This window comes from Sulfurimicrobium lacus, from assembly GCF_011764585.1.
Lineage (GTDB): Bacteria > Pseudomonadota > Gammaproteobacteria > Burkholderiales > Sulfuricellaceae > Sulfurimicrobium > Sulfurimicrobium lacus.
In genome coordinates, this window is record NZ_AP022853.1 from 3,411,788 (window position 1) to 3,432,924 (window position 21,137).

21 protein-coding genes are annotated in these 21,137 nt (G+C 59.1%); 12 read left to right on the forward strand and 9 right to left on the reverse strand.

Going from position 1 to position 21,137, the window contains the following annotated elements; all coding sequences use genetic code 11:
• Positions 1-106: 106 nt before the first annotated feature.
• The 8 genes from xerD to ffh all read right to left on the reverse strand — a co-directional run bounded on the left by xerD (position 107) and on the right by ffh (position 6,137).
• A complete protein-coding gene (gene xerD, locus SKTS_RS16595; protein ID WP_173067641.1) occupies positions 107-1,006 on the reverse strand; it encodes a site-specific tyrosine recombinase XerD in 900 nt (299 codons plus the stop codon).
• Entirely contained in the window at positions 975-1,457 is a 483-nt protein-coding gene (locus tag SKTS_RS16600; RefSeq protein ID WP_173067643.1) for a methylated-DNA--[protein]-cysteine S-methyltransferase, read from the reverse strand. The genes xerD and SKTS_RS16600 overlap by 32 nt, the downstream gene beginning before the upstream one ends.
• On the reverse strand, positions 1,454-2,602 hold the full coding sequence (locus SKTS_RS16605) for a hypothetical protein (RefSeq protein ID WP_173067646.1): 1,149 nt from the start codon (positions 2,600-2,602) through the stop codon (positions 1,454-1,456). Before SKTS_RS16605 ends, SKTS_RS16600 begins: the two co-directional genes overlap by 4 nt.
• 176 nt (positions 2,603-2,778) lie before the next feature.
• Positions 2,779-3,156: a 50S ribosomal protein L19 gene (gene rplS / locus SKTS_RS16610; protein ID WP_173067651.1), complete on the reverse strand. Its 378-nt coding sequence runs from the start codon at positions 3,154-3,156 to the stop codon at positions 2,779-2,781.
• A 17-nt stretch (positions 3,157-3,173) separates the two neighbouring features.
• Positions 3,174-3,938, reverse strand: coding sequence for a tRNA (guanosine(37)-N1)-methyltransferase TrmD (gene trmD / locus SKTS_RS16615; RefSeq protein WP_280513673.1), 765 nt, complete (start codon positions 3,936-3,938; stop codon positions 3,174-3,176).
• Between the two features lies 1 nt (position 3,939).
• On the reverse strand, positions 3,940-4,449 hold the full coding sequence (gene rimM, locus SKTS_RS16620; RefSeq protein ID WP_342342994.1) for a ribosome maturation factor RimM: 510 nt from the start codon (positions 4,447-4,449) through the stop codon (positions 3,940-3,942).
• A gap of 8 nt (positions 4,450-4,457) precedes the next feature.
• Positions 4,458-4,709, reverse strand: coding sequence for a 30S ribosomal protein S16 (gene rpsP, locus SKTS_RS16625; RefSeq protein WP_173067656.1), 252 nt, complete (start codon positions 4,707-4,709; stop codon positions 4,458-4,460).
• Between the two features lie 75 nt (positions 4,710-4,784).
• Positions 4,785-6,137 (reverse strand): signal recognition particle protein, encoded by a 1,353-nt coding sequence (ffh, locus tag SKTS_RS16630; RefSeq protein WP_173067661.1) that lies wholly within the window; start codon positions 6,135-6,137, stop codon positions 4,785-4,787.
• Between the two features lie 57 nt (positions 6,138-6,194).
• Here ffh and SKTS_RS16635 point away from each other — a divergent pair, with 57 nt between their 5' ends.
• The 6 genes from SKTS_RS16635 to coaE all read left to right on the forward strand — a co-directional run bounded on the left by SKTS_RS16635 (position 6,195) and on the right by coaE (position 12,895).
• Positions 6,195-7,010, forward strand: a complete 816-nt coding sequence (locus SKTS_RS16635) for a cytochrome C assembly family protein (protein ID WP_173067664.1) — start codon at positions 6,195-6,197, stop codon at positions 7,008-7,010.
• Between the two features lie 50 nt (positions 7,011-7,060).
• The gene (locus SKTS_RS16640; RefSeq protein WP_173067667.1) at positions 7,061-8,335 is read left to right on the forward strand and encodes an HlyC/CorC family transporter; all 1,275 of its coding nucleotides are present in this window, start codon (positions 7,061-7,063) and stop codon (positions 8,333-8,335) included.
• 77 nt (positions 8,336-8,412) lie between these two features.
• Positions 8,413-10,143, forward strand: a complete 1,731-nt coding sequence (gene pilB / locus SKTS_RS16645) for a type IV-A pilus assembly ATPase PilB (RefSeq protein ID WP_173067670.1) — start codon at positions 8,413-8,415, stop codon at positions 10,141-10,143.
• Between the two features lie 9 nt (positions 10,144-10,152).
• Positions 10,153-11,367, forward strand: a complete 1,215-nt coding sequence (locus SKTS_RS16650) for a type II secretion system F family protein (RefSeq protein ID WP_173067673.1) — start codon at positions 10,153-10,155, stop codon at positions 11,365-11,367.
• Between the two features lie 62 nt (positions 11,368-11,429).
• Entirely contained in the window at positions 11,430-12,302 is an 873-nt protein-coding gene (locus SKTS_RS16655) for a prepilin peptidase (RefSeq protein WP_173067676.1), read from the forward strand.
• Positions 12,302-12,895, forward strand: coding sequence for a dephospho-CoA kinase (gene coaE / locus SKTS_RS16660; RefSeq protein WP_173067679.1), 594 nt, complete (start codon positions 12,302-12,304; stop codon positions 12,893-12,895). The genes SKTS_RS16655 and coaE overlap by 1 nt, the downstream gene beginning before the upstream one ends.
• On the opposite strand, the gene SKTS_RS16665 is transcribed toward coaE, so the two are convergent.
• Entirely contained in the window at positions 12,892-14,325 is a 1,434-nt protein-coding gene (locus SKTS_RS16665; protein ID WP_173067682.1) for a M48 family metalloprotease, read from the reverse strand. The genes coaE and SKTS_RS16665 overlap by 4 nt on opposite strands.
• 53 nt (positions 14,326-14,378) lie before the next feature.
• Between SKTS_RS16665 and moaC the strand changes: the two genes are divergently transcribed.
• From moaC to SKTS_RS16695, 6 genes are all read left to right on the forward strand, one after another.
• The gene (gene moaC, locus SKTS_RS16670; RefSeq protein WP_173067685.1) at positions 14,379-14,861 is read left to right on the forward strand and encodes a cyclic pyranopterin monophosphate synthase MoaC; all 483 of its coding nucleotides are present in this window, start codon (positions 14,379-14,381) and stop codon (positions 14,859-14,861) included.
• A 66-nt stretch (positions 14,862-14,927) separates the two neighbouring features.
• On the forward strand, positions 14,928-15,329 hold the full coding sequence (locus SKTS_RS16675) for a hypothetical protein (protein WP_173067688.1): 402 nt from the start codon (positions 14,928-14,930) through the stop codon (positions 15,327-15,329).
• Positions 15,330-15,378: 49 nt separating this feature from the next.
• Positions 15,379-16,053 (forward strand): ArsR/SmtB family transcription factor, encoded by a 675-nt coding sequence (locus tag SKTS_RS16680; RefSeq protein ID WP_173067691.1) that lies wholly within the window; start codon positions 15,379-15,381, stop codon positions 16,051-16,053.
• 320 nt (positions 16,054-16,373) lie between these two features.
• On the forward strand, positions 16,374-19,265 hold the full coding sequence (locus tag SKTS_RS16685) for a molybdopterin oxidoreductase family protein (RefSeq protein WP_173067694.1): 2,892 nt from the start codon (positions 16,374-16,376) through the stop codon (positions 19,263-19,265).
• Entirely contained in the window at positions 19,262-19,993 is a 732-nt protein-coding gene (locus SKTS_RS16690) for a 4Fe-4S dicluster domain-containing protein (protein WP_173067697.1), read from the forward strand. Before SKTS_RS16685 ends, SKTS_RS16690 begins: the two co-directional genes overlap by 4 nt.
• Before the next feature lie 24 nt (positions 19,994-20,017).
• Positions 20,018-20,998 (forward strand): dimethyl sulfoxide reductase anchor subunit family protein, encoded by a 981-nt coding sequence (locus tag SKTS_RS16695; RefSeq protein ID WP_173067700.1) that lies wholly within the window; start codon positions 20,018-20,020, stop codon positions 20,996-20,998.
• Positions 20,999-21,137: the final 139 nt, after the last annotated feature.

Here is a 21,137-nt window from a genome sequence, read left to right on the forward strand (position 1 = left end):
AGAGTGGCCTGGATCATGGTCTCGATGGTAGTCATTTATCTGCAACTGTGGCTTGAGTGGTTTGAAGAATACCTGATTTAGGGTTTTAAATGCCAACGTTTTGGCTTTACCCGCGCGGATGGTGCACCGCATGCAGCCGCTTCAAGCGTTCCCGCGCAACATGGGTGTAAATCTGTGTAGTGGAAATATCGCTGTGCCCCAACAGCATCTGCACCACCCTGAGATCCGCGCCATGATTGAGCAAGTGAGTGGCGAAAGCATGGCGCAGGGTATGGGGCGAAAGCGTGCTGGTCAAACCTGCCTGGGCCGCATAGCGTTTGATGAGATGCCAGAAAGCCTGGCGCGTCATGGGCTGGCCACGCTGAGTGACGAATACGGCGCTGCTGACCTTGCCACCGAGCAAGGTGGCACGCCCTTCGGAGAGATACTGTTTGAGCCAGTTTACCGCCTCCTCGCCAAGCGGCACCAGACGCTCCTTGGAACCCTTGCCCATCACTCGTATTACACCCATCTCAAGGTTCAGCCCCTGCAGCGGCAATGCCACCAGTTCAGACACACGCAAACCGGTGGCGTAGAGGGTTTCCAGCATCGCGCGATCGCGCAGACCCAGACTCACTGCGCTATCAGGCGCATTGAGCAACGCTTCCACGTCCGCTTCGCTCAGGGATTTCGGCAGGGAACGCGGCAGCTTGGGCATTTCGACCTGCAGGCTCGGGTCCGCGGCGATTTTCCCCTGACGCAACAGATAACGGTAGAAACGACGGAGACTGGAAAGCGCTCGACTGGTTGTGCGCGCCTTGGCGTGCATCGTGAATTGGTAAGAAAGGTAATCGAGAATTTCCAGTCGCCCGGCCTGCAGCAGCTCAGTGTTGCGCTGCCGTTCGAGCCAGATGGCAAACAGGCTTAAATCGCGGCGGTAACTTTCAAGCGTATTGCGCGCCAGGCCATCTTCCAGCCACAGCGCATCGCAGAATTCATCCAGCAGGTCGGAGTTGGACATGCTCATGTTCCAGTAACCAGCGCTTGATTTTCAGTGCCCCGCCATCGCTGTGGTTCATGAAGCCTCCCAAGCCATCCTTGCCCAGCACACGGTGACAGGGAATGATCACGGGGATGGGATTGGCGCCGCAGGCTTGCCCGATGGCGCGTGGCGCCGAGCCGAGTTGGCTGGCCAGTGCGCCATAGCTTTCGCTCTGCCCGGCCGGAATTTTCAGCAAGGCTTGCCATACCTTTTGTTGATAAGGTGTGCCGCGAGGAAGCAACGGCAACTCGAAACGAAATTGGGAATCGGCGAGATACGCCTGCAATTGGGCACATACCTCCCGCGCAAAAAGGCTCTGTGGCTCCAGCGCCGTGGCTTCCACGGGGAGGAAATCGATCCCCGTGAGTTGTTCGTGATCAGTAAGGATGCCCAGCACGGCAAAAGGCGTAACCAGCCGTGCCTGGTAAACTTTCACGGCTGGCGCTCCTGCAAGTGCAGCAGGTATTCCGTCGCCGGCCCATATTCGCCGCGATCCTTCGCCTGCACCGCCAATTCGAAAATCACCTTGCGTCGCAATGCGGAATTATCCAGCCAGGACGGATCGTCCAACAAGCTGAGTGCCAAGTCCGGCTTATCGGCGAACAGTTGGAAAACCGTGCGCACGAGTCCGGCCCGCATCAGAAGCGCAGTCAGGTGGGATTCGGCATTGGCGCGGACCGTCATGTCCGCCGACTGGCGCACCAAATTCGCGAACAGCGCACGCGCAGCCAAGGGGTTTTCCTGCTCAAGCTGTTCCGCCAGTTCCTGCCAGCTGGTATCGTCGCCCAACAACAACTGACGCTGATTACCCAAGGCCAGTGCGTAAGCATGGTAACTTTGCCAGAGTTTTTCCGCACTCGTCTGCAACGCCGCAGGAAGGTTCGCATTCTGAGCAGCAGCCAGCAGATTTTCCTGCGCTTCTGCCTGGCCCGCCGCGTCTTGTTGCAAGGCGGCGGCTTGGGCCAGCACACCCCAATATCCCGCATCGCCGGATTTTTTTAATGTCGCCAGGGCCTGCTCGGCGGCCATCGACGGCGTAACCGCCCCGCTGTGCAGCCCGACAAACAAAGCCAGTGGACTGTCGCGCAGTTGCGGCAGCCAGGCCGTCGCCTCCCCCGCCTTGCCATGAAGCGCCAGCCCTTGTACGAAGCCTCCAATTTCGCTCTGGCTCAGCGGCTGGAAATCTTGCTGGAAGCGCAATATCGCGAGGTAGGCGTCGTCACCCCGGTTCTGGGAGAAATAGGTGTCGATGACCAGGCGTCGCGCCTCCCGTGACTGGGCGGCATCGAGTTCTCCTTGCCACAACAGCCGGGCAAGCGACTCGCGCGCTTCATCGTCCTGGTGCAGCGCAACCAGCGCTTGCGCGCTCCGCCACAAGCCATAGTTTCGCACCGCGTCTGGTGCGTCAGGCGGCAAATCCCGGGCTTGTTGCAACAGGTCAGGCCAGCGTTTAAGTTGATAGAGCAGGTCCCAGCGCAAGACCTCCCAGGTGAACCACTGCGCGCGGTCTGAGCTGGCGGTCTGGAGACGTTCTGCAGAAGACAATGCATGTTGCGGCGCACCCAGACGAGCAAGGTTCATGACGGCTTCGGGCGTAGGACCTGGAGCAGCATGCAGACTAAAAACGGGAAAAACGAAGAGGAAAAAAATGAGATAGCGCATGGCGCTATTGTAAACGAACTGAACCGTAATCGAATCGGTCAGGCAAAGCGGAACATCCCCGCCCCGGAAAACCGGTAGCGGGGACACGGGCACTGTTACGCCGCTGCTTGAGGCTTGCGGTTAGGCAGTTTTTCCTTGATACGTGCCGACTTGCCGGAGCGGTCGCGCAGGTAGTACAGCTTGGCGCGGCGCACGTCGCCGCGGCGCTTGACTTCGATGCTGGCCACCAGCGGGGAGTAGGTCTGGAAAGTACGTTCCACGCCTTCGCCGGAAGAAATCTTGCGCACGATGAAGGCGGAATTCAGACCGCGATTGCGCTTGGCAATCACCACGCCTTCATAGGCCTGCAGACGCTCGCGCGTACCTTCCTTCACTTTAACCTGCACCACGACCGTGTCGCCAGGGGCGAAATCGGGGATGGTCTTGCCCAGGCGGGCGATTTCTTCCTGCTCCAGTTGTTCGATGATATTCATGTTTCAACTTCCTTTTCTTATGCGGAATCTTGTTCCTGCTGATACTCAGCCAGCAGCCGAGATTCCTCTTTGGTTAACTGGCGTTTCGCCAGCAAATCAGGACGGCGTTGCCAGGTGCGTCCAAGCGCCTGTTTCAGCCGCCACTTCTGTATCAGGGCGTGATTGCCGGACATCAACACCTCCGGCACGCTATCGCCCTGATAAACTTCGGGCCGGGTGTAGTGCGGATAATCCAGCAGGCCATTCACGAATGAATCCTGCTCGGCCGATTCCGCGTCACCCAGCACCCCCGGCAGTTGCCGGATAATACTGTCCATCAGCACCATGGCCGGGAGTTCACCTCCCGACAGCACATAGTCGCCGATGGAAATTTCTTCATCCACCTGGCGCCGCAACAGGCGCTCATCGACACCTTCGTAGCGCCCGGCCAGCAAAACCAGCCCGCCCGTAGCAACCAGTTCCATCACCAGGGCATGGTCCAGCATGCGTCCCTGTGGCGAGAGATAAACCACTTTGGGTTTTTCGGCTCCCGCGGCCGTTTGCGCCTGCCGCGCCGCTGCGATGGCTTTTTCCAGCGGCTCCGCCAGCATCACCATGCCCGGGCCGCCGCCATAAGGCCGGTCATCCACGGTGCGATAGTTGTTGCTGGTGAAATCACGCGGATTCCACAACCGCAACTGGTAGCTTTCCCTTTCCTGCGCCCGCCGAGTGATGCCGCTGGCGGTCAACGCCTCGAACATCGGGGGAAACAGCGTTACGACATCGAACTGGTATGGATTCAACTTAGTAATCCAGACCCCAGTCCACCCGGATCGTCCCCGTTGCCTGGTCCACTTCCAGCACGACTTGAGCGATGAACGGGATCAAGCGCTCCCGCTCCCCCTGCACCACCAGCACGTCATTGGCACCGGTTTCCAGCAGGCCGCTGACGCTTCCCAGCTTCTGTTGCTCGGTATTCACTACTTCCAGGCCGATCAGGTCGGCCCAGTAATATTCATTTTCGGCGGCCGGGGGAAGGCTTTTCTTCGGCACCGCAATCTCGCAACCGCGCAAGGCGATTGCGGCTTCCCGGTCATTACTGCCGGCCAGATGGGCAACCAGAGCCTTGGGGTGCTCGTCGCATCCCAGCACCTCGTATTCCTGCCATTGACCGTTGCGACCCAGCCACCACACCGGATAATCCAGCAGGCTGTCGCTATGCTCGGTGTAAGTATGCACTTTCACCCAGCCACGCACACCGAATGGGACACCGACGTGCCCCATCACGGTCAGGTCATCAGGCTGATGTGGCACCTAATATATTAGGCGGCCGCAGCGCCCGCGCGCTTGACCAGCTTGGCAACGGCGTCGCTCAATTGGGCGCCCTTGCTCTGCCAGTAAGCTACGCGCTCGCTGTTGATACGCATGGATTCCTGGCCTTCAGGAGCGACCGGGTTGTAGAAACCCACGCGCTCGATGAAACGGCCGTCGCGACGCTCGCGCGAATCAGCCACCACCAGATTGAAGAAGGGACGCTTTTTGGCGCCGCCACGTGCGAGTCGAATAATAACCATAGTTTTCAGCCTAACCGTTAAAACTTGAAAAAAGAGCGCGATTTTACGACATTCCCACCCCACATTGCAAGGACGTTATCGCATTCCCGGCAGCATGCCCTTCATGCCGCGCATCATTTTCGCCATGCCGCCGCCCTTGGATAGCATTTTCATCATTTTCTGCGTCTGCTCGAACTGGCTGAGCAAGCGGTTCACTTCCTGCACCTGCACCCCGGCGCCCGCGGCAATGCGGCGCTTGCGCCCGGCCTTGAGGATTTCCGGTTTGCGCCGCTCCTGCGGCGTCATGGAATTGATGATGCCTTCCAGGCGACCGATCGCTTTATCGTCCACCTGTGCCCCGGCCGCAGCCTGGCTCAACTGGCCGGGCAATTTGTCCATCAGGGCGCTGATGCCGCCCATTTTCTTCATCTGCTGCATCTGCTGCTTGAAATCTTCCAGGTCGAATGACTTGCCAGACTTGAGTTTTTTCGCCAGCTTCTGCGCCTCATCCTGGTCCACGCCGCGCTGCGCGTCCTCGATCAGCGACAGCACGTCCCCCATGCCGAGCACGCGCGAAGCCATGCGGTCGGGATAAAATGGCTCCAGGCCTGCGACCTTTTCGCCCACGCCGACAAACTTGATCGGCTTGCCGGTCACCTGCCGCACCGACAGCGCCGCACCGCCGCGCGAATCGCCGTCCAGCTTGGTGAGGATCACGCCGGTAAGCGGCAGCGCGTCGCTGAAGGCCTTGGCGGTATTGACCGCGTCCTGCCCCTGCATCGCGTCCACCACGAACAGCGTCTCGATGGGGTCGAGCGCGGCATGGAGACGCTTGATTTCGTCCATCATCGCTTCGTCGATGCCCAGACGGCCGGCAGTATCGACGATCACCACATCGTGGAAATGCTTGCGCGCAAAATCCAGTGCGTCGAGCGCGATTTTTTCCGGTTGCTGCCCCACTTCGGAGGGAAAGAAATCCGTTTCCAGTTGCTGCGCCAGGGTTCTCAACTGCTCGATCGCCGCCGGACGGTAGACGTCGCAACTGGTCAGCAGGACTTTCTTCTTCATCTGCTCGCGCAGGAACTTCGCCAGCTTGCCGGCCGTTGTGGTTTTGCCCGCGCCCTGCAAACCTGCCAGCAGAATGACTGCCGGCGGGCGCGCCGCCAGGTTGAGTGTGGCGTTATGGTCGCCCATGAGGAGGGTGAGTTCCTGGTACACCACCTGCACCACCGCCTGGCCGGGGGTGAGGCTGGACATGACCTCCTGGCCCAAGGAGCGTTCCCTGACCTTGGCGATGAAATCCTTCACCACCGGCAGCGCCACGTCGGCCTCCAGCAATGCCATGCGCACTTCGCGCATGGCATCCTGGATGTTGGCCTCGGTCAGCCGCGCCTGGCCGCGCAGGGTCTTGATAACGCCGGAAAGGCGCTGTGAAAGGTTGTCGAACATGTTCGTTCCTAGATGCTGATGGTGTAGAATCGGAAAGACTGAATTTTATCCCAAACCATGCCTGATTTATTACCTCTTTTCCTGACCGCCCTGCTTTATGCCGGACTGAGCGCCTATTTCTGGCGTGTCCTGTGGCAAGGCGACAGCGCCCGCGCCCTGAGTCCCACCCTGGAAAAGCTGGCCATCCTGGTCCCGCTGGCGCTTCATGGCATGCTGCTGTACCACTCCATTTTCCAGCCCGAGGGGCTGAAACTTGGTGTCGGCCATGCCATTTCCGCCATTGCCTGGCTGACCGTTGCAGTTTATTGGCTGGCGAGCATGCGCAACGACCTGGAAGGTTTGCAAGGCTTCGTACTGCCTTTCGCTGCCATCAGCCTCTTCACCCCCCTGCTGCTGCCCGCCACCCACACCCTGCTGCATTCCGAATTGCTGCTGTTCAAAATTCACCTGCACATCGCCATCCTGGCCTACAGCCTGTTCACCATCGCGTCCTTGCACGCGCTGCTGATGGCACTGGTGGAGCGCCATCTCCATAACCGGCCGCTCTCCACACTGCTGCAGCGGCTGCCGCCCTTGCTCACCATGGAACACCTGTTGTTCCGCATTCTTTGGGCAGGCTTCACCCTGCTCACTCTGACGCTGGTAAGCGGCATGCTGTTTTCCGAAGAGATATTCGGTCAGGCGTTGCAATTCAGCCACAAAACACTGTTTGCCCTGATCTCCTGGGGCATTTACGCAGCGCTGCTCGGCGGTCGGCATATATATGGCTGGCGCGGACGTACCGCCATTCGCTGGACCTTGAGCGGGTTCGCCGCGCTGCTGATGGCCTACATCGGCAGCAAGTTCGTGCTTGAGATCCTGCTGGGGCGTTAGGCGCCTGTCATGACTGTGCATCCATTCCATAGCTCAAGGCCCTACGCTTCTTGAACGACATACCTTTAGGCGTGCTGATCGGCGCGCTGGCTGTTTTGCTGATCGTTTCCGGTTTCTTTTCCATCTCGGAAACCAGCATGATGGCTATCAACCGCTATCGCCTGAAACATCTGGTCAAACAGGGCCATCGTGGCGCAAAACTCACGGCTTACCTGCTCGACCATACCGACAAACTGCTGGGCATTCTCCTGCTTGGCAACAATCTGCTCAATGCCGCAGCCGCCGCTCTGGTTACCGTTATTACCATTAGACTGTTCGGCGATAACGAATGGTCCCTAACCATCGGCACCCTGGCGGTGACCTTCCTTATTTTGGTATTCAGCGAAATCACCCCCAAGGTACTGGGAGCGGCCTATCCGGAACGTGTCGCGATTCCCGCCAGTTTCGTGCTCACCCCGCTGCTCAGGCTTGCCTACCCGATCATCTGGTTCGTCAACCTGTTCGTCAACCTGCTGCTTTGGCTGATGCGTCTTAAACCCAAGAACGCCGAAGCACATTCTCTCGGCCCCGAGGAGTTGCGCACTCTGGTTCTGGAGGCGGGTCACTACATTCCGCAGAAGCACCAAAGCATCCTGCTCAATCTGTTCAGTCTGGAAAAAATCACGGTGGACGATGTAATGACGCCGCGCAACCAGATCGAGGCCATCGACATCGACGCGGCGGCTGAAGAAATTCGCCATCAGCTTTCCACCAGTCACCACACCCGATTGCCGGTCTACCAGGGACAACTGGATAACATCATCGGCCAGATTCATATGCGCAAGGTGCTGCACCAGACACAGAGCGGCGAACTGGACGCCGAAGCGCTGCGGGAAGTGATGCGCGAACCGTATTTCATCCCCGCCGGAACCGCGCTTTTTACCCAACTGCAACACTTCCAGGAAACCCAGCGCCGTGCGGGACTGGTGGTAGACGAATATGGCGAATTACTCGGCCTGGTGAGCCTGGAAGACATCCTGGAAGAGATCGTGGGAGAATTCACTACCCACGCCCCGGCACAGGGAAGCGCCTATCGCCTCCAGGAAGACGGCGGCTGGCTGGTGGACGGCGGCAGCTTGCTGCGCGACCTTAACCGCAAACTCGCTTTGCAGTTCCCGCTGGACGGCCCGAAAACCATAAACGGCCTGATTCTCGAACATCTCGAAGATATCCCGGAAGCCGGCATCAGTCTGAAGATTGCCGGTATCGCGCTGGAAATCATTCAAACCCAGGACCGTGCGGTGAAAGTAGTCAAAGTATTCCCGCCCTCCGGAGCCCCCCAATAACAAGGCCGTTTGCTTTACAAAAAAACATGCAAGGGGCATCATTAAACTATTCACGTACTCTTGGAGCACCCAATTAGATGGTCGCAGCTGCGCCTCCCACTAGCCTAAGCGGTCTGGCTCGCTCACTGGTTCAACAGGGCCTGCTTCTTGACGTCGACGCCGAAGCAATCAAGGCCCAGGCCAAGACCTCCAACATCAGCTTCGTCTCCCAGCTGGTTTTGAGCAACAAACTCGGTGCCGCACAGGTAGCAGAATTCGCCTCGCAGAACTTCGGATTCCCCCTGCTCGACCTTAATGCGATCTCCGTCGATCACCTGCCCAAGGGCATCATCGATCCCGCGACCATCCAGAGCCGTCGCGTCCTGCCTCTGCACCAGCGCGGCACGCATCTCTTCATCGCCACTTCCGATCCTACCAATCTGCAGACCATCAACGACCTGCGTTTTCAGACCAACCATACAGTGGAACAGGTGGTGGTCGAGGACGACAAGCTCGGCAAGCTGATCGAGAAAATCGTCGAATCCAGCGACACGTCGCTGAAGAGCATGTCGATCGAAGACATGGGAGACCTGGAATTCACCGACGACGAGACCCAGGAAAAAGCGCGACAGGACGAGAACGCCAGCATTGAAATCGACGATGCGCCGGTGGTCAAATACCTGCAGAAGATACTGATGGATGCGATCAACGCCGGGGTGTCGGACATCCACTTCGAGCCTTACGAGAAATTCTTCCGCATCCGTTACCGTCTGGACGGCAACCTGTATGAAGCGGCCCAGCCGCCGTTGGCGATCAAGGACAAGATTTCTTCGCGCATCAAGGTGATTTCCAAACTGGACATCGCCGAGCGGCGCGTGCCGCAGGATGGACGCATGAAGCTGGTACTGTCCAAGAACCGCGCCATCGATTTCCGCGTCAGCACCCTGCCTACCCTGTATGGCGAAAAGATCGTCATGCGTATTCTCGATCCCGCCAGCGCCACGCTGGGCATTGACGCCCTCGGCTACGATCCGGACCAGAAAGAACTTCTGCTCGCCGCCGTGCAGCGGCCTTACGGAATGGTACTCGTAACCGGCCCGACCGGCAGCGGCAAGACCGTATCGCTCTATACCTGTCTCAACATCCTCAACAAGCCGGGCGTCAATATTTCCACTGCGGAAGATCCGGCCGAAATCAACCTGCCGGGCGTCAACCAGGTCAACGTCAACGACAAGGCGGGGCTGACCTTTGCCGCCGCACTCAAGTCTTTCCTGCGCCAGGATCCGGACGTGATCATGGTGGGCGAAATTCGCGACCTGGAGACCGCCGACATCGCCATCAAGGCGGCACAGACCGGTCACATGGTGCTCTCCACCCTGCACACCAACGATGCCCCTTCCACGCTGACCCGCCTCATGAACATGGGCGTAGCGCCTTTCAATATCGCTTCGTCAGTCATCATGATCACCGCGCAACGCCTGGCGCGGCGTCTGTGCAGCTGTAAAATCCCCATCGATATTCCGCGCGAAGCGCTGCTGCGGGCCGGCTTCAACGAGGAAGACCTGGATGGCAGCTGGCAGCCTTACACCCATAAACCAGGCGGTTGCGACCTGTGCAAGCAAAAAGGCTATAAAGGCCGCCTCGGTATTTATCAGGTTATGCCCATTACTGACGAAATGAGCCGTATCATCATGAAAAACGGTACGGCCCACGACATTTCAGACCAGGCGCGGCGCGAAGGTGTGCGCGACTTGCGTTATTCCGGCCTGATCAAGGTCAAATCCGGCCTGACTTCACTGGAAGAAATCGAAGCCGTGACCAACGAATAAGGATTGACAATGGCACTCGCGAAAAAAATAGCCGTAAAAGAATACAACTTCAGTTGGGAAGCCAAGGACAAGAAGGGGAAAATCGTCAAAGGCGACATGGTGGCGGCGAGCGAAACCGTCGTCAACGCCAATTTGCGGCGCCAAGGACTGCTTGGGGCCAAGATCAAAAAACAAAGGACCCGAGGCGGCAAGATTACCGACAAGGACATCACTCTGTTCACACGCCAGCTTTCCACCATGATGAAAGCCGGCGTGCCGCTGCTGCAGTCTTTCGACATTGTGGGCAAGGGCCATAGCAATCCGGCAGTGCAGAAACTGCTGCTCGACATCAAGTCCGACATTTCCACCGGCAGCAGCATGAGCCAGGCGTTCAAGAAATACCCGATATATTTCGACGCGCTCTACTGCAACCTGATCAACGCCGGCGAGCAGGCCGGCATTCTGGACACCATTCTCGATCGGCTGGCCACTTACAAGGAAAAAATCCAAGCCATCAAGGGCAAGATCAAGGCCGCTCTGTTCTACCCGATCTCGATCATCATCGTAGCGTTCGTCATCACCGCCGTGATCATGATTTTCGTGGTGCCTGCCTTCAAGGAAGTATTCCGCAGTTTCGGCGCCGACTTGCCGGGCCCCACCCTGGTCGTGATGGCCATATCCGACTTCTTCGTTTCCTATTGGTATCTGATCTTTGGCATTATCGGTGGCGCTTTCTGGTTCTTCTTTTACACCTGGAAACGTTCACGCGCGATGCAGGAAGTGATGGATCGCCTCTTGCTGAAAGCTCCTATATTTGGGCCGGTCATCGAAAAAGCCACCATCGCGCGCTGGAGCCGTACTCTGTCCACCATGTTTGCTGCCGGCGTGCCGCTGGTGGAAGCCATGGACTCGGTGGCGGGCGCTGCCGGCAACATTATCTACTACAATGCCACCAAGAAAATCCAGGGCGAGGTTAGCACCGGCACCAGTCTGACGGTGGCGATGCAGAACACCAACCTGTTTCCCAACATGGTGCTGCAGATGGTCACCATCGGTGAGGAATCCGGTGCACTCGATTCCATGCTCAGCAAGGTAGCCGATTTTTATGAAGCGGAAGTGGACGATGCCGTGAGTGCTCTCTCCAGCCTGATGGAACCGATGATCATGGTGGTACTCGGCACCCTCATCGGCGGCTTGGTGGTTGCCTTGTATCTGCCGATCTTCAAACTAGGCGCAGTGGTCTAGCTTTTCTTTGCCCCGGGTCCGGCAGCAAGCCGGACCCGCACCCTCGCATTCGGAATCCACCGATGGAACTGTTGCAACTTCTGCAATCCACCCCTGCCGCCTTTATCGCCTTGTGCGGCGTATTTGGCCTGTTAGTGGGCAGCTTTCTCAATGTCGTCATCCACCGCCTGCCCAAAATGATGGAGCAGGAATGGCGCGAACAATGCGCTGCGCTGGATGCCGCCACCGAACCGTCTTCCGCTGCGCCCGGCCCGCGTTACGATCTGGTTGTTCCTCGCTCAGCGTGCCCCAGTTGCGGGCACCGGATCAGTGCGATGGAAAACATCCCCGTTCTGAGCTACCTGGCCTTGCGCGGACGCTGTTCCAACTGCAAAGCCGCCATCAGCCCGCGCTACCCTCTGGTGGAAGCGCTTACCGGCGGACTCAGCGCCTTTGTCGCATGGCATTTCGGCTTCGGTGCTGCGGCATTAACTGCTTTGCTTTTCGTCTGGGCGCTCATCGCGCTTACCTTCATCGATTTCGACACCCATCTGTTGCCGGACAGCATTACGCAGCCCCTGCTGTGGCTGGGTCTGCTGGTCAATTTCAACGGCACTTTTACCCCTCTCAGTTCCGCAGTCATCGGCGCGGTTGTGGGATACCTCATCCTGTGGAGCGTGTACTGGCTGTTCAAACTTGCGACCGGCAAGGAAGGTATGGGGTTCGGCGATTTCAAGCTGCTTGCTGCGATTGGCGCCTGGCTGGGCTGGCAGGTGCTGCCGCTCACCATCCTGCTGTCCTCCATGGTCGGCGCAGCAATCGGCATCGTTCTTATCCTTTTCGCCGGCCACGGCCGCCAGGTACCGATCCCTTTCGGCCCCTATCTTGCCGGAGGCGGGCTGATCGCCCTGTTCTGGGGTAAAGCGATCACCCAGGCCTACCTCGGCGTAGCCTAGTGCTGATCGTCGGCCTCACTGGCGGCATCGGCTGCGGCAAAAGTGCGGCGGCTGAGATATTCGAGCGACTCGGCGCCACTGTCATCGATACCGACCAGATAGCACACCAACTCACTGCATTGGGCCAACCGGCTGTGACTGCTATCCAGAAACAATTTGGAGCAGATTATGTCTTGCCCGATGGCAACCTGAATCGCTCCCGGTTGCGCAATCTGGTGTTTTCCGATGCTGTTGCAAAAAAGCAGCTGGAAGCCCTGCTCCACCCCTTGATCAAGGACGAAGTATGCTGCCGCCTGGCCGTGGCACAAACACCCTACACCATCATCACAGTACCGCTCCTGCTTGAAACCGGCGCATACCGCGAGCTGGTGCAACGTACCCTGGTGGTGGATTGCGCCGAAGACCAGCAGGCTTCACGCGCCATGGCGCGCAGCGGATTAAACGAAGAGGAAGTTCGCGCCATCATGGCCTGCCAGGTCAGCCGCTCCGAGCGGCTGCGACTGGCGGATGACATCATTGACAACCACGGCGAGCGAAGCGAATTGCAGCAACAGGTAGAACAACTGCACCACCAATATCTGCAACTAGCTTAAGGCTGTGCCTGCTTGCGCGTTTCTTTTTCCATTTCGCGCAACTGGCGCAGGCGCGCCTCCGCGATGGAAGAATGGTAAAAATCCCCATCCCTGGCCTTGAGGCCGATCTGCAACTGTATGACCGCTTCGTTCAAACTACCCATCAGAACGTAGGCTTCCGCCAGTGCCATATGCTGCTGCAGGTTTTTTCCCAAGGCAGCGTAGGCCTCGGCCTGTAACTGGTAGAGTCGGTAGTCACCGCCACGCGCTTTCAACTCTCCGCTGACCAGGCTCAGTGCCTCATTGGGTTGTCGCATCTGCAATTGCGTCTCGGCACAAACAAAGATCAAGGCGCGATGATGGGGATAGCGTTTCAGGGCACCTCGGCAGGCGTCCAGAGCAGCGCCCGGCTGATTGGCGGCAAGCTTGATTTGCACTGCCAACGCATCGAACATCGGGTGCGCCATGACAGGCTTGCGTGCCAAAGCCAGCTCCTTCTCCGCGCCGGCATTGTCCTTTCCGCGCAGCAGCGCCACTGCCAGACCATAATGTTGCGCCGCTTCATTACTGTATTTCTTGTCCTTCAATGCTGCCTGGAAAATTTTAATCGCCTGCGTCGAAGGTCCCTGTGAAGCCTCGACCTTGGCCCGCACCAGTTGAAAATCCAGGCTATCCGGTACCTGGCGATAAGGCAGCGCCTCCACCCGGTTTTGCACATCCGAAATCCGCTCGGTAGTGAGCGGGTGGGTGCGCAGATAAACCGGCGCGTTGTTTTCATACAGGCGCCCGTATTTCTGCAGCCGCTCGAAAAAGTTTTCCATGGCACGTGGATCGAAACCCGACCGCTCCAGTGTCTTCAATCCGACACGGTCGGCTTCGCGCTCATGTTCGCGCGTGTAGTCCAACTGGCTCTGGATGCCGGTGGCCTGGGCGGTCGCCATGGCCGCGTTGGCGACTTGCGGATTGGAACGCGAGGCGAGTATTGCAACCGCCAGCGCGGCCAGCGAGGTGATAGTGTTTTTCTGCGTGCCGGCAATCATGCGCGCCAGGTGATGCTGTGTAACGTGGGCAATTTCGTGGGCCAGTACGCTGGCAAGCTCGGATTCGCTCTGGGCCGAAAGGATCAGGCCGGTATGCACGCCGATAAAGCCGCCGGGAAGCGCAAAGGCATTCAGTGTCGCGTCTTTGACTACAAAAAACTCGAAACTGCGGGCCGGGTCCTCACTGTTCGCGACCAGTCGCGCACCCAGGGAATTAAGGTAATCGGTAACCTCGGCATCGTCCAGCAGCTCGCTGCTGCTGCGAATATCGCTCATGACGGATTCGCCGATGCGACGTTCCTGCTGCGGCGAGAGGACGGCCTGCGAAGCATCGCCCAGGTCGGGCAGGCCATCGGCAAGAACCCGGGGCAGAAAAACCCCGAGGGCCAGCAGTAAGTAAATCAATTTCATGGTGATATGATAGCTGCTCCAAACAATAAGTTCACGGTTAAAAGGGAGCAGCGGTGAGTCAGTTCACCCATTTCGATGCACAAGGCCGGGCCCACATGGTGGACGTGGGCGACAAGACGGAAACGCGCCGCATCGCCCGCGCTGCCGGCGCAATCCGCATGCTCCCCGCAACCCTGCAACTCATTCTCGCCGGCGATGCAAAAAAGGGCGACGTGCTCGGCGTGGCGCGCATTGCGGCAATTCAGGGGGCAAAACGTACATCGGACCTGATCCCCTTGTGCCATCCGCTCGCCCTCACCAAAGTATCGGTAGAATTCCACGTCAATCAGGCCGATGCCAGCATCGAGTGCATGGTAACCGCGCAAACGCTGGGTCGCACCGGGGTGGAAATGGAAGCGCTGACCGCCGTTAGCGTGGGCCTGCTCACCATCTACGACATGTGCAAAGCCGTCGACCGGGGCATGCAGATCGGCGCCATTCGTTTACTGGAGAAACAAGGCGGCAAATCAGGCCACTGGATACGTACAGGCGCGTAAAACACATGGTGCCGACCCGACTTTTCCCCTCACCCATCACTCCTCACCCCTCACGGCCTTGACACCATGTTTGAATTTATGTTTTTCGATAACGAATTGCGTCAGCAGTTCATTGATTTCGCGCATGAGCGAGGCGTTGCGTGCGAGGTTGTGGAAGACAACATGGGCTTGATCGCCGCGGTGCCGGAAGATATTCCGGATACGGTGTCCGACGCCCTCGATAGCTACTACGACGAATTAATGGACCAGCAGGCAGAACGGGTCGACCAGGCCGATGGAACTTCCACCCACCAGGTCGCGGGCATCCGCGTCACGCTGCAGAACGGCCAGCCCTGCATGATCCGACTCGAGCCCGCTCTGGCCAACAGGCTGCTTTCCGCCTTCGCCCTGGAAGAAATGCAGACCCTGGTGCAGGCCATCGCGCGCAACCTCGAAAATCCCGACGACGGCCCTGTCTGCAAGCGCTGACCGCCGCTTGGCAAGCCCGACTAATGAAGCTTGCGGTATACTTGCCGCCATGACTTCAGCACCTGTTTCTCCCAAAAAACACCTGTTCGAGCACTTCGCCCGCGTTGCCAAAGCCATGGCCAGCCCCAACCGCCTTGAACTGCTGGAAGCGCTGGCGCAAGGCGAACGCAGCGTTGACGCGCTGGCGCAAGCATCTGGCATGTCTGTCGCCAATACCTCCCATCACCTGCAGGCGCTGCGCGATGGCGGCCTGGCCAGCTCGCGCAGGGAAGGCCAGCAGATATTTTACCGCCTGAGCGACGACGCCATCCCGGCCATCATCGCCAGTATTCGCGGCGTGGCTGAGCGCCATCTGGCGGAAGTGGAACGCATCGTGCGCGATAACTTCGACAGCCGCGATGATCTCAAACCGCTACGCCGCGACGAACTGATGCGTCTCGCCAGCGCCGGCGAAGCCATGGTGATCGACGTGCGCCCTGCCGGCGAATATGAAGCCGGCCACGTTCCCGGTGCGGTCAACATCCCCATCGATTCCTTGCCGCAACGCCTGATGGAGTTGCCGCATACCCAGGAGATCGTCGCCTATTGCCGCGGCCCTTACTGCATGCTGGCATTCGATGCCGTGGAGCAGTTGCGCAAGTCCGGCTTTCGCGCACGACGCATGGAAGATGGCTTCCCCGAATGGAAAGCCGAGAAGCTGCCTGTGGAGACCGGACACTCGTGATCCGTTGACTGTCATGCCTTTCCGCACGCCGGGGCCATTTAGATCAAGTCTACTTATTATCTGATTAAAAAATTTCAGTTGAGCAAACAGCTGTTTTCTTGATAAATTCCTGTTTTCAGCATGATCGGACTGCGTCCTTTCCTGCAAACCTTGCAGACGCATCGCAAGTCACAAATCTCTCGACCCGCCCAGATTCCCCAGAAAGAAGGAAAGAACGGCGCCCGGTTGCTATACCACCCGGCGAGGTGTCGATTTGGTTTTGAACATTAGAAAATGCTGTTTTGTTAATAGATGGTGCTGCCATCCAAAGTAGGAATCAAATGAGCGCTGAAATTCAGTTCGATAATCACGACAAACAGGAAGTCAAGAATACCACCTGTTACATGTGCGCCTGCCGCTGCGGCATCCGCGTCACGTTGCGCGGCGGCGAGGTGCGCTACATCCAGGGCAACCCCGACCATCCGCTCAACCAGGGCGTGATCTGCGCCAAGGGCTCGTCCGGGATCATGAAGCAGTACTCTCCGGCGCGCCTGACCGTGCCGCTGCGCCGCAAGCCGGGCAGCGAGCGTGGCGCGAACGAATTCGAGGCGATTTCCTGGGACGAAGCGTTCAGCATGATGGAAGAACGCCTGGCGCACATCCGCGCCACCGATCCGAAAAAATTCGCCCTCTTTACCGGGCGCGACCAGATGCAGGCCTTGACCGGCCTCTTCGCCAAGCAGTTCGGCACCCCAAACTATGCCGCCCACGGCGGCTTCTGCTCGGTCAACATGGCCGCGGGCATGATCTACACCATCGGCGGCTCGTTCTGGGAATTCGGCGGCCCCGACCTCGACCGCGCCAAGCTGTTCGTCATGATCGGCACCGCCGAGGACCATCACTCCAACCCGATGAAGATCGCCCTGTCCAAGTTCAAGCGCAACGGCGGACGCTTCATCTCGATCAACCCGGTACGCACCGGCTATTCGGCCATCGCCGACGAATGGGTGCCGATCCGCCCCGGCACCGATGGCGCCCTGCTGCTGGCGCTGAACCACGAAATCATCCGCCAGGGCCTGTACGACCGCGAATTTCTCGTTCAGTACTCCAACGCCGCGGAACTGGTGAATCTCAACGATGCCAGCAGCGAATTCGGCATGTTCGTGCGCACCGAAGTGCCCGAGGAAGAGGGCTGCTTCGACCCGCAGAACAAGTTGTGGTGGGACAGGAATAGCGACAAGCCGGTGGTGACCCATACCGCGGGCGCCGACCCCTTCCTGCTGGGCGAATTCAAGCTCAAGGACGGCACGCCGCTCAAGCCCGCCTTTCAGCTTTTGCAGGATCGCGTCAAGGACTACACCCCGGAATGGGCGGAAGGCATCACCGGCATCCCGGCTACCACCATCCGCCGCCTGGCGCATGAAATGGGCGTCACCGCGCGCGACCAGCGCATCGAGCTACCCATTGCCTGGACCGATACCTGGGGCAAGGAACACGAAACCGTCACCGGCAACCCGGTCGCATTCCACGCCATGCGCGGGCTGGCGGCGCACTCCAACGGTTTCCAGACCATCCGTTCGCTGGCCATCCTGATGTCGCTGCTGGGCACCATCGACCGCCCCGGCGGCTTCCGCCACAAAGTGCCGTTCCCGCGGCCCATCCCGCCCTGCGCCAAGACGCCCAAGGGTCCGGAAGGCGTGCGTCCGAACACGCCGCTCGACGGCATGGCGCTGGGCTGGCCGGCGGAACCGGACGACCTGTTCGTGGACGAGAAGGGCGACCCGGTGCGCATCGACAAGGCGTTCTCCTGGGAGCACCCGCTAGCGGTGCACGGCCTGATGCACAACGTCATTACCAACGCCTGGCGCGGCGACCCTTACAGCATCGACACCCTGCTGATCTTCATGTCGAACATGGCGTGGAACTCCACCATGAACACCGTCTCGGTGCGCGACATGCTCAACGACAAGCGCGAGGACGGTGAGTACAAGATCCCCTTCCTGATCGTGTGCGACGCCTTTCACTCGGAAATGACCGCCTTCGCCGACCTGGTGCTGCCGGACACCTCCTACCTGGAGCGCCACGACGTGATGTCCATACTCGACCGGCCGATTTCCGAATTCGACGGCCCGGTGGACGCGGTGCGCATCCCGATCGTGCCGCCCAAGGGCGACTGCAAGCCGTTCCAGGAAGTGCTGATCGAACTGGGCACGCGCCTGAAACTGCCGGCTTTCACCCAGAAAGACGGTGCGCGCAAGTATCGCGACTACCCCGACTTCATCGTCAACTACGAGACCGAACCCGGTTCGGGCATCGGCTTCCTCGCCGGCTGGCGCGGCAAGGGCGGCGAAAAAACCATGCGCGGCGAACCCAATCCGCGCCAGTGGGAAATGTATGCCCAGAACGGCGGCTTCTTCCACCACGAACTGCCGCGCTCGTACCAGTACATGCGTAACTGGAACCAGGGCTACCTGGAATGGGCGCAGCGCAACCGCATCACGCGCTACGCCGAGCCGATCTCGATCCACATCTATTCGGAAGTGCTGCAGAAGTTCCGCCTTGCCGCACAGGGCAAGACGGACGGGCGTCAACCGCCGCAGCATCTGAAAAAACGCATCGAAACCTATTTCGATCCTTTGCCGTTCTATTACGAGACCCTCGAGTCCCAGCTCACCGACACCCAGAAGTATCCGCTCAATGCCATCACGCAGCGGCCGATGGCGATGTACCACTCGTGGGATTCGCAGAACGCCTGGCTGCGTCAGATTCACGCGCACAACTTCCTCTTCGTCAATCCGAAAACCGCAGCCGCGCAAGGCATCGCCGACGGCGGCTGGATGTGGGCCGAATCCATGCACGGCAAAGTGCGCTGCATGTGCCGCTTCTCCGAGGCGGTGGAGCCGGGCACGGTGTGGACCTGGAACGCCATCGGCAAGGCCGCCGGCGCATGGGGCCTGGACGCCGATGCCAACGAGGCGAAAAAAGGCTTCCTGCTCAACCACCTGATCGGCGAGGAACTGCCGGCTCACGATGCCGGCGCCCATCTTTCCAATTCGGACCCGATCACCGGGCAGGCCGGCTGGTTCGACGTGCGCGTGCGCATCTACCCGGCAGGCCCCGAGGAACCGCAACACACCTCGCCGCAATTCGAACCCCTCAAGCCAGTGCCGGGAATGGCGCAGAAAAGACCGAACTGGTTTGCCTTCTTTGCCGGCAAAGGAGACTGGAAATGACCCAACTCGCCCTCGTTATCGACCTTAACGTGTGCGTCGGCTGCCATGCCTGCGTCACCAACTGCAAGGAATGGAACACTTCCGGCATGGCTGGACCGCTGTCCGACTTCAACCCCTATGGCGCCGACCCGACGGGAACTTTCTTGAACCGGGTGCAGACCTTCGAAGTCGGAACCTTTCCCAACACTGAGACGGTGCATTTCCCCAAATCCTGCCTTCACTGCGAAGAGCCGCCCTGCGTGCCGGTGTGCCCGACCGGCGCCTCCTACAAGCGCAAGGAGGACGGCATCGTGCTGGTGGACTACGACAAGTGCATCGGCTGCAAGTATTGCTCCTGGGCTTGTCCGTACGGCGTGCGCGAGATCGACGAGAAGCAGAAGGTGATGAAGAAATGCACCTTGTGCGTCGACCGCATCTACGACATGGGACTGCCGGAGAAAGAACGCAAGCCCGCATGCGTGCTCGCCTGCCCGACCAGCGCGCGCCTGTTCGGCGACGTGCACGATCCGGAATCGGCCGTGTCGGTGGCGATCCGCGAAAGCAGCGGCTACCCGCTCATGCCGGAATGGGGCACCAAGCCTTCCAACCACTACCTGCCGCGACGCAAGACGCAGTTGCGCATCCACGACGACGAACTGGTCCGCGCCGACAACCCGCTCAAGAAAGAGCGCCTGTTGCCCAAGCCGGACAAGAGCGAACCTTCGCTGGACGATGTGACCTCGTGGTAATTTGAATAACTGGAGTAATTGACCGTGCATCCTGCTTTTTCCGTGATTTTTCTCACCACCCTGATCGGCGTCGGCCAGGGCTTGTTCCTGGCGCTGTATACCGGCCAGGTGTATGCCCTCTTCCACGTGCTTTCTGCGCAGGGAGACCGCCAGTTCTATGCCGTAGGCAGCATGATCGCGCTGGCATTCCTGATCGCGGGACTGGTTTCTTCGTTCTTCCATCTCGGCCACCCCGAACGCGCCTGGCGCTCCGCCGCGCAGTGGCGCACTTCCTGGCTGTCGCGCGAAGTGATCGTGTTGCCGGGATTCATGGCCTGCGTGTTCGGTTACGGCGTGGCGCATTATTTCGGCTGGAATGTTCCGCTATTCACGCTGGGCGAAACCTTGCAAGTCGACTTGATCATGCTGATCGGCGCTGCCGGCACGCTGTTGTGCTTCGCGCTGTTCGTCAGCACAGGCATGATCTACGCCTGCCTGCGCTTCCTGCAAGAATGGCACACCCCGCTCACGGTGATTAACTTCATCCTGCTCGGCGGCGCATCCGGGTTCGCCCTGGCCGCTGGCTACGCCGCACTCGCGGCGCCGGCATTGACGGGCTTTTACGCAAAGTGGGCACTCATCATCACGGTACTCGCCTTTGTTTCGCGCAGTGCATCGCTGGTAAGAAACCACAAGCTCAAGCCGAAATCCACCCTGCAAAGCGCCATCGGCATACGCCACAATGTCATTGCACAAAAATCGCAGGGATTCATGGGTGGCTCATTCAATACACGCGAATTTTTCCACGGCAAATCCGCCGCCATGCTGCGCTCGGTGAAATGGCTGTTCATTGCCCTGACCTTCGGGCTGCCGTTCGTTTTCCTCACCTGGGGCCTGTCAAGCAGCAACCCCGGCCTGCTGTTGATGGCGTTCTTCGTGCAATACGCGGGGCTGATCGCTGAACGCTGGTTCTTCTTTGCTCAGGCCAACCATCCGCAAAATCTTTATTACCAGACGGTTTCCTGACGTCAGGCCGACGTGAACCAGCCCGTGCGCCAAGCAGCCGCCCAGCCAAAAAGATGCAAATATCATTTTTAATTAACGGGTTGCATAAAAATCGGAATTTGGTATATTAGCGATCTCTAAAGTTCTACCTGATTTAACG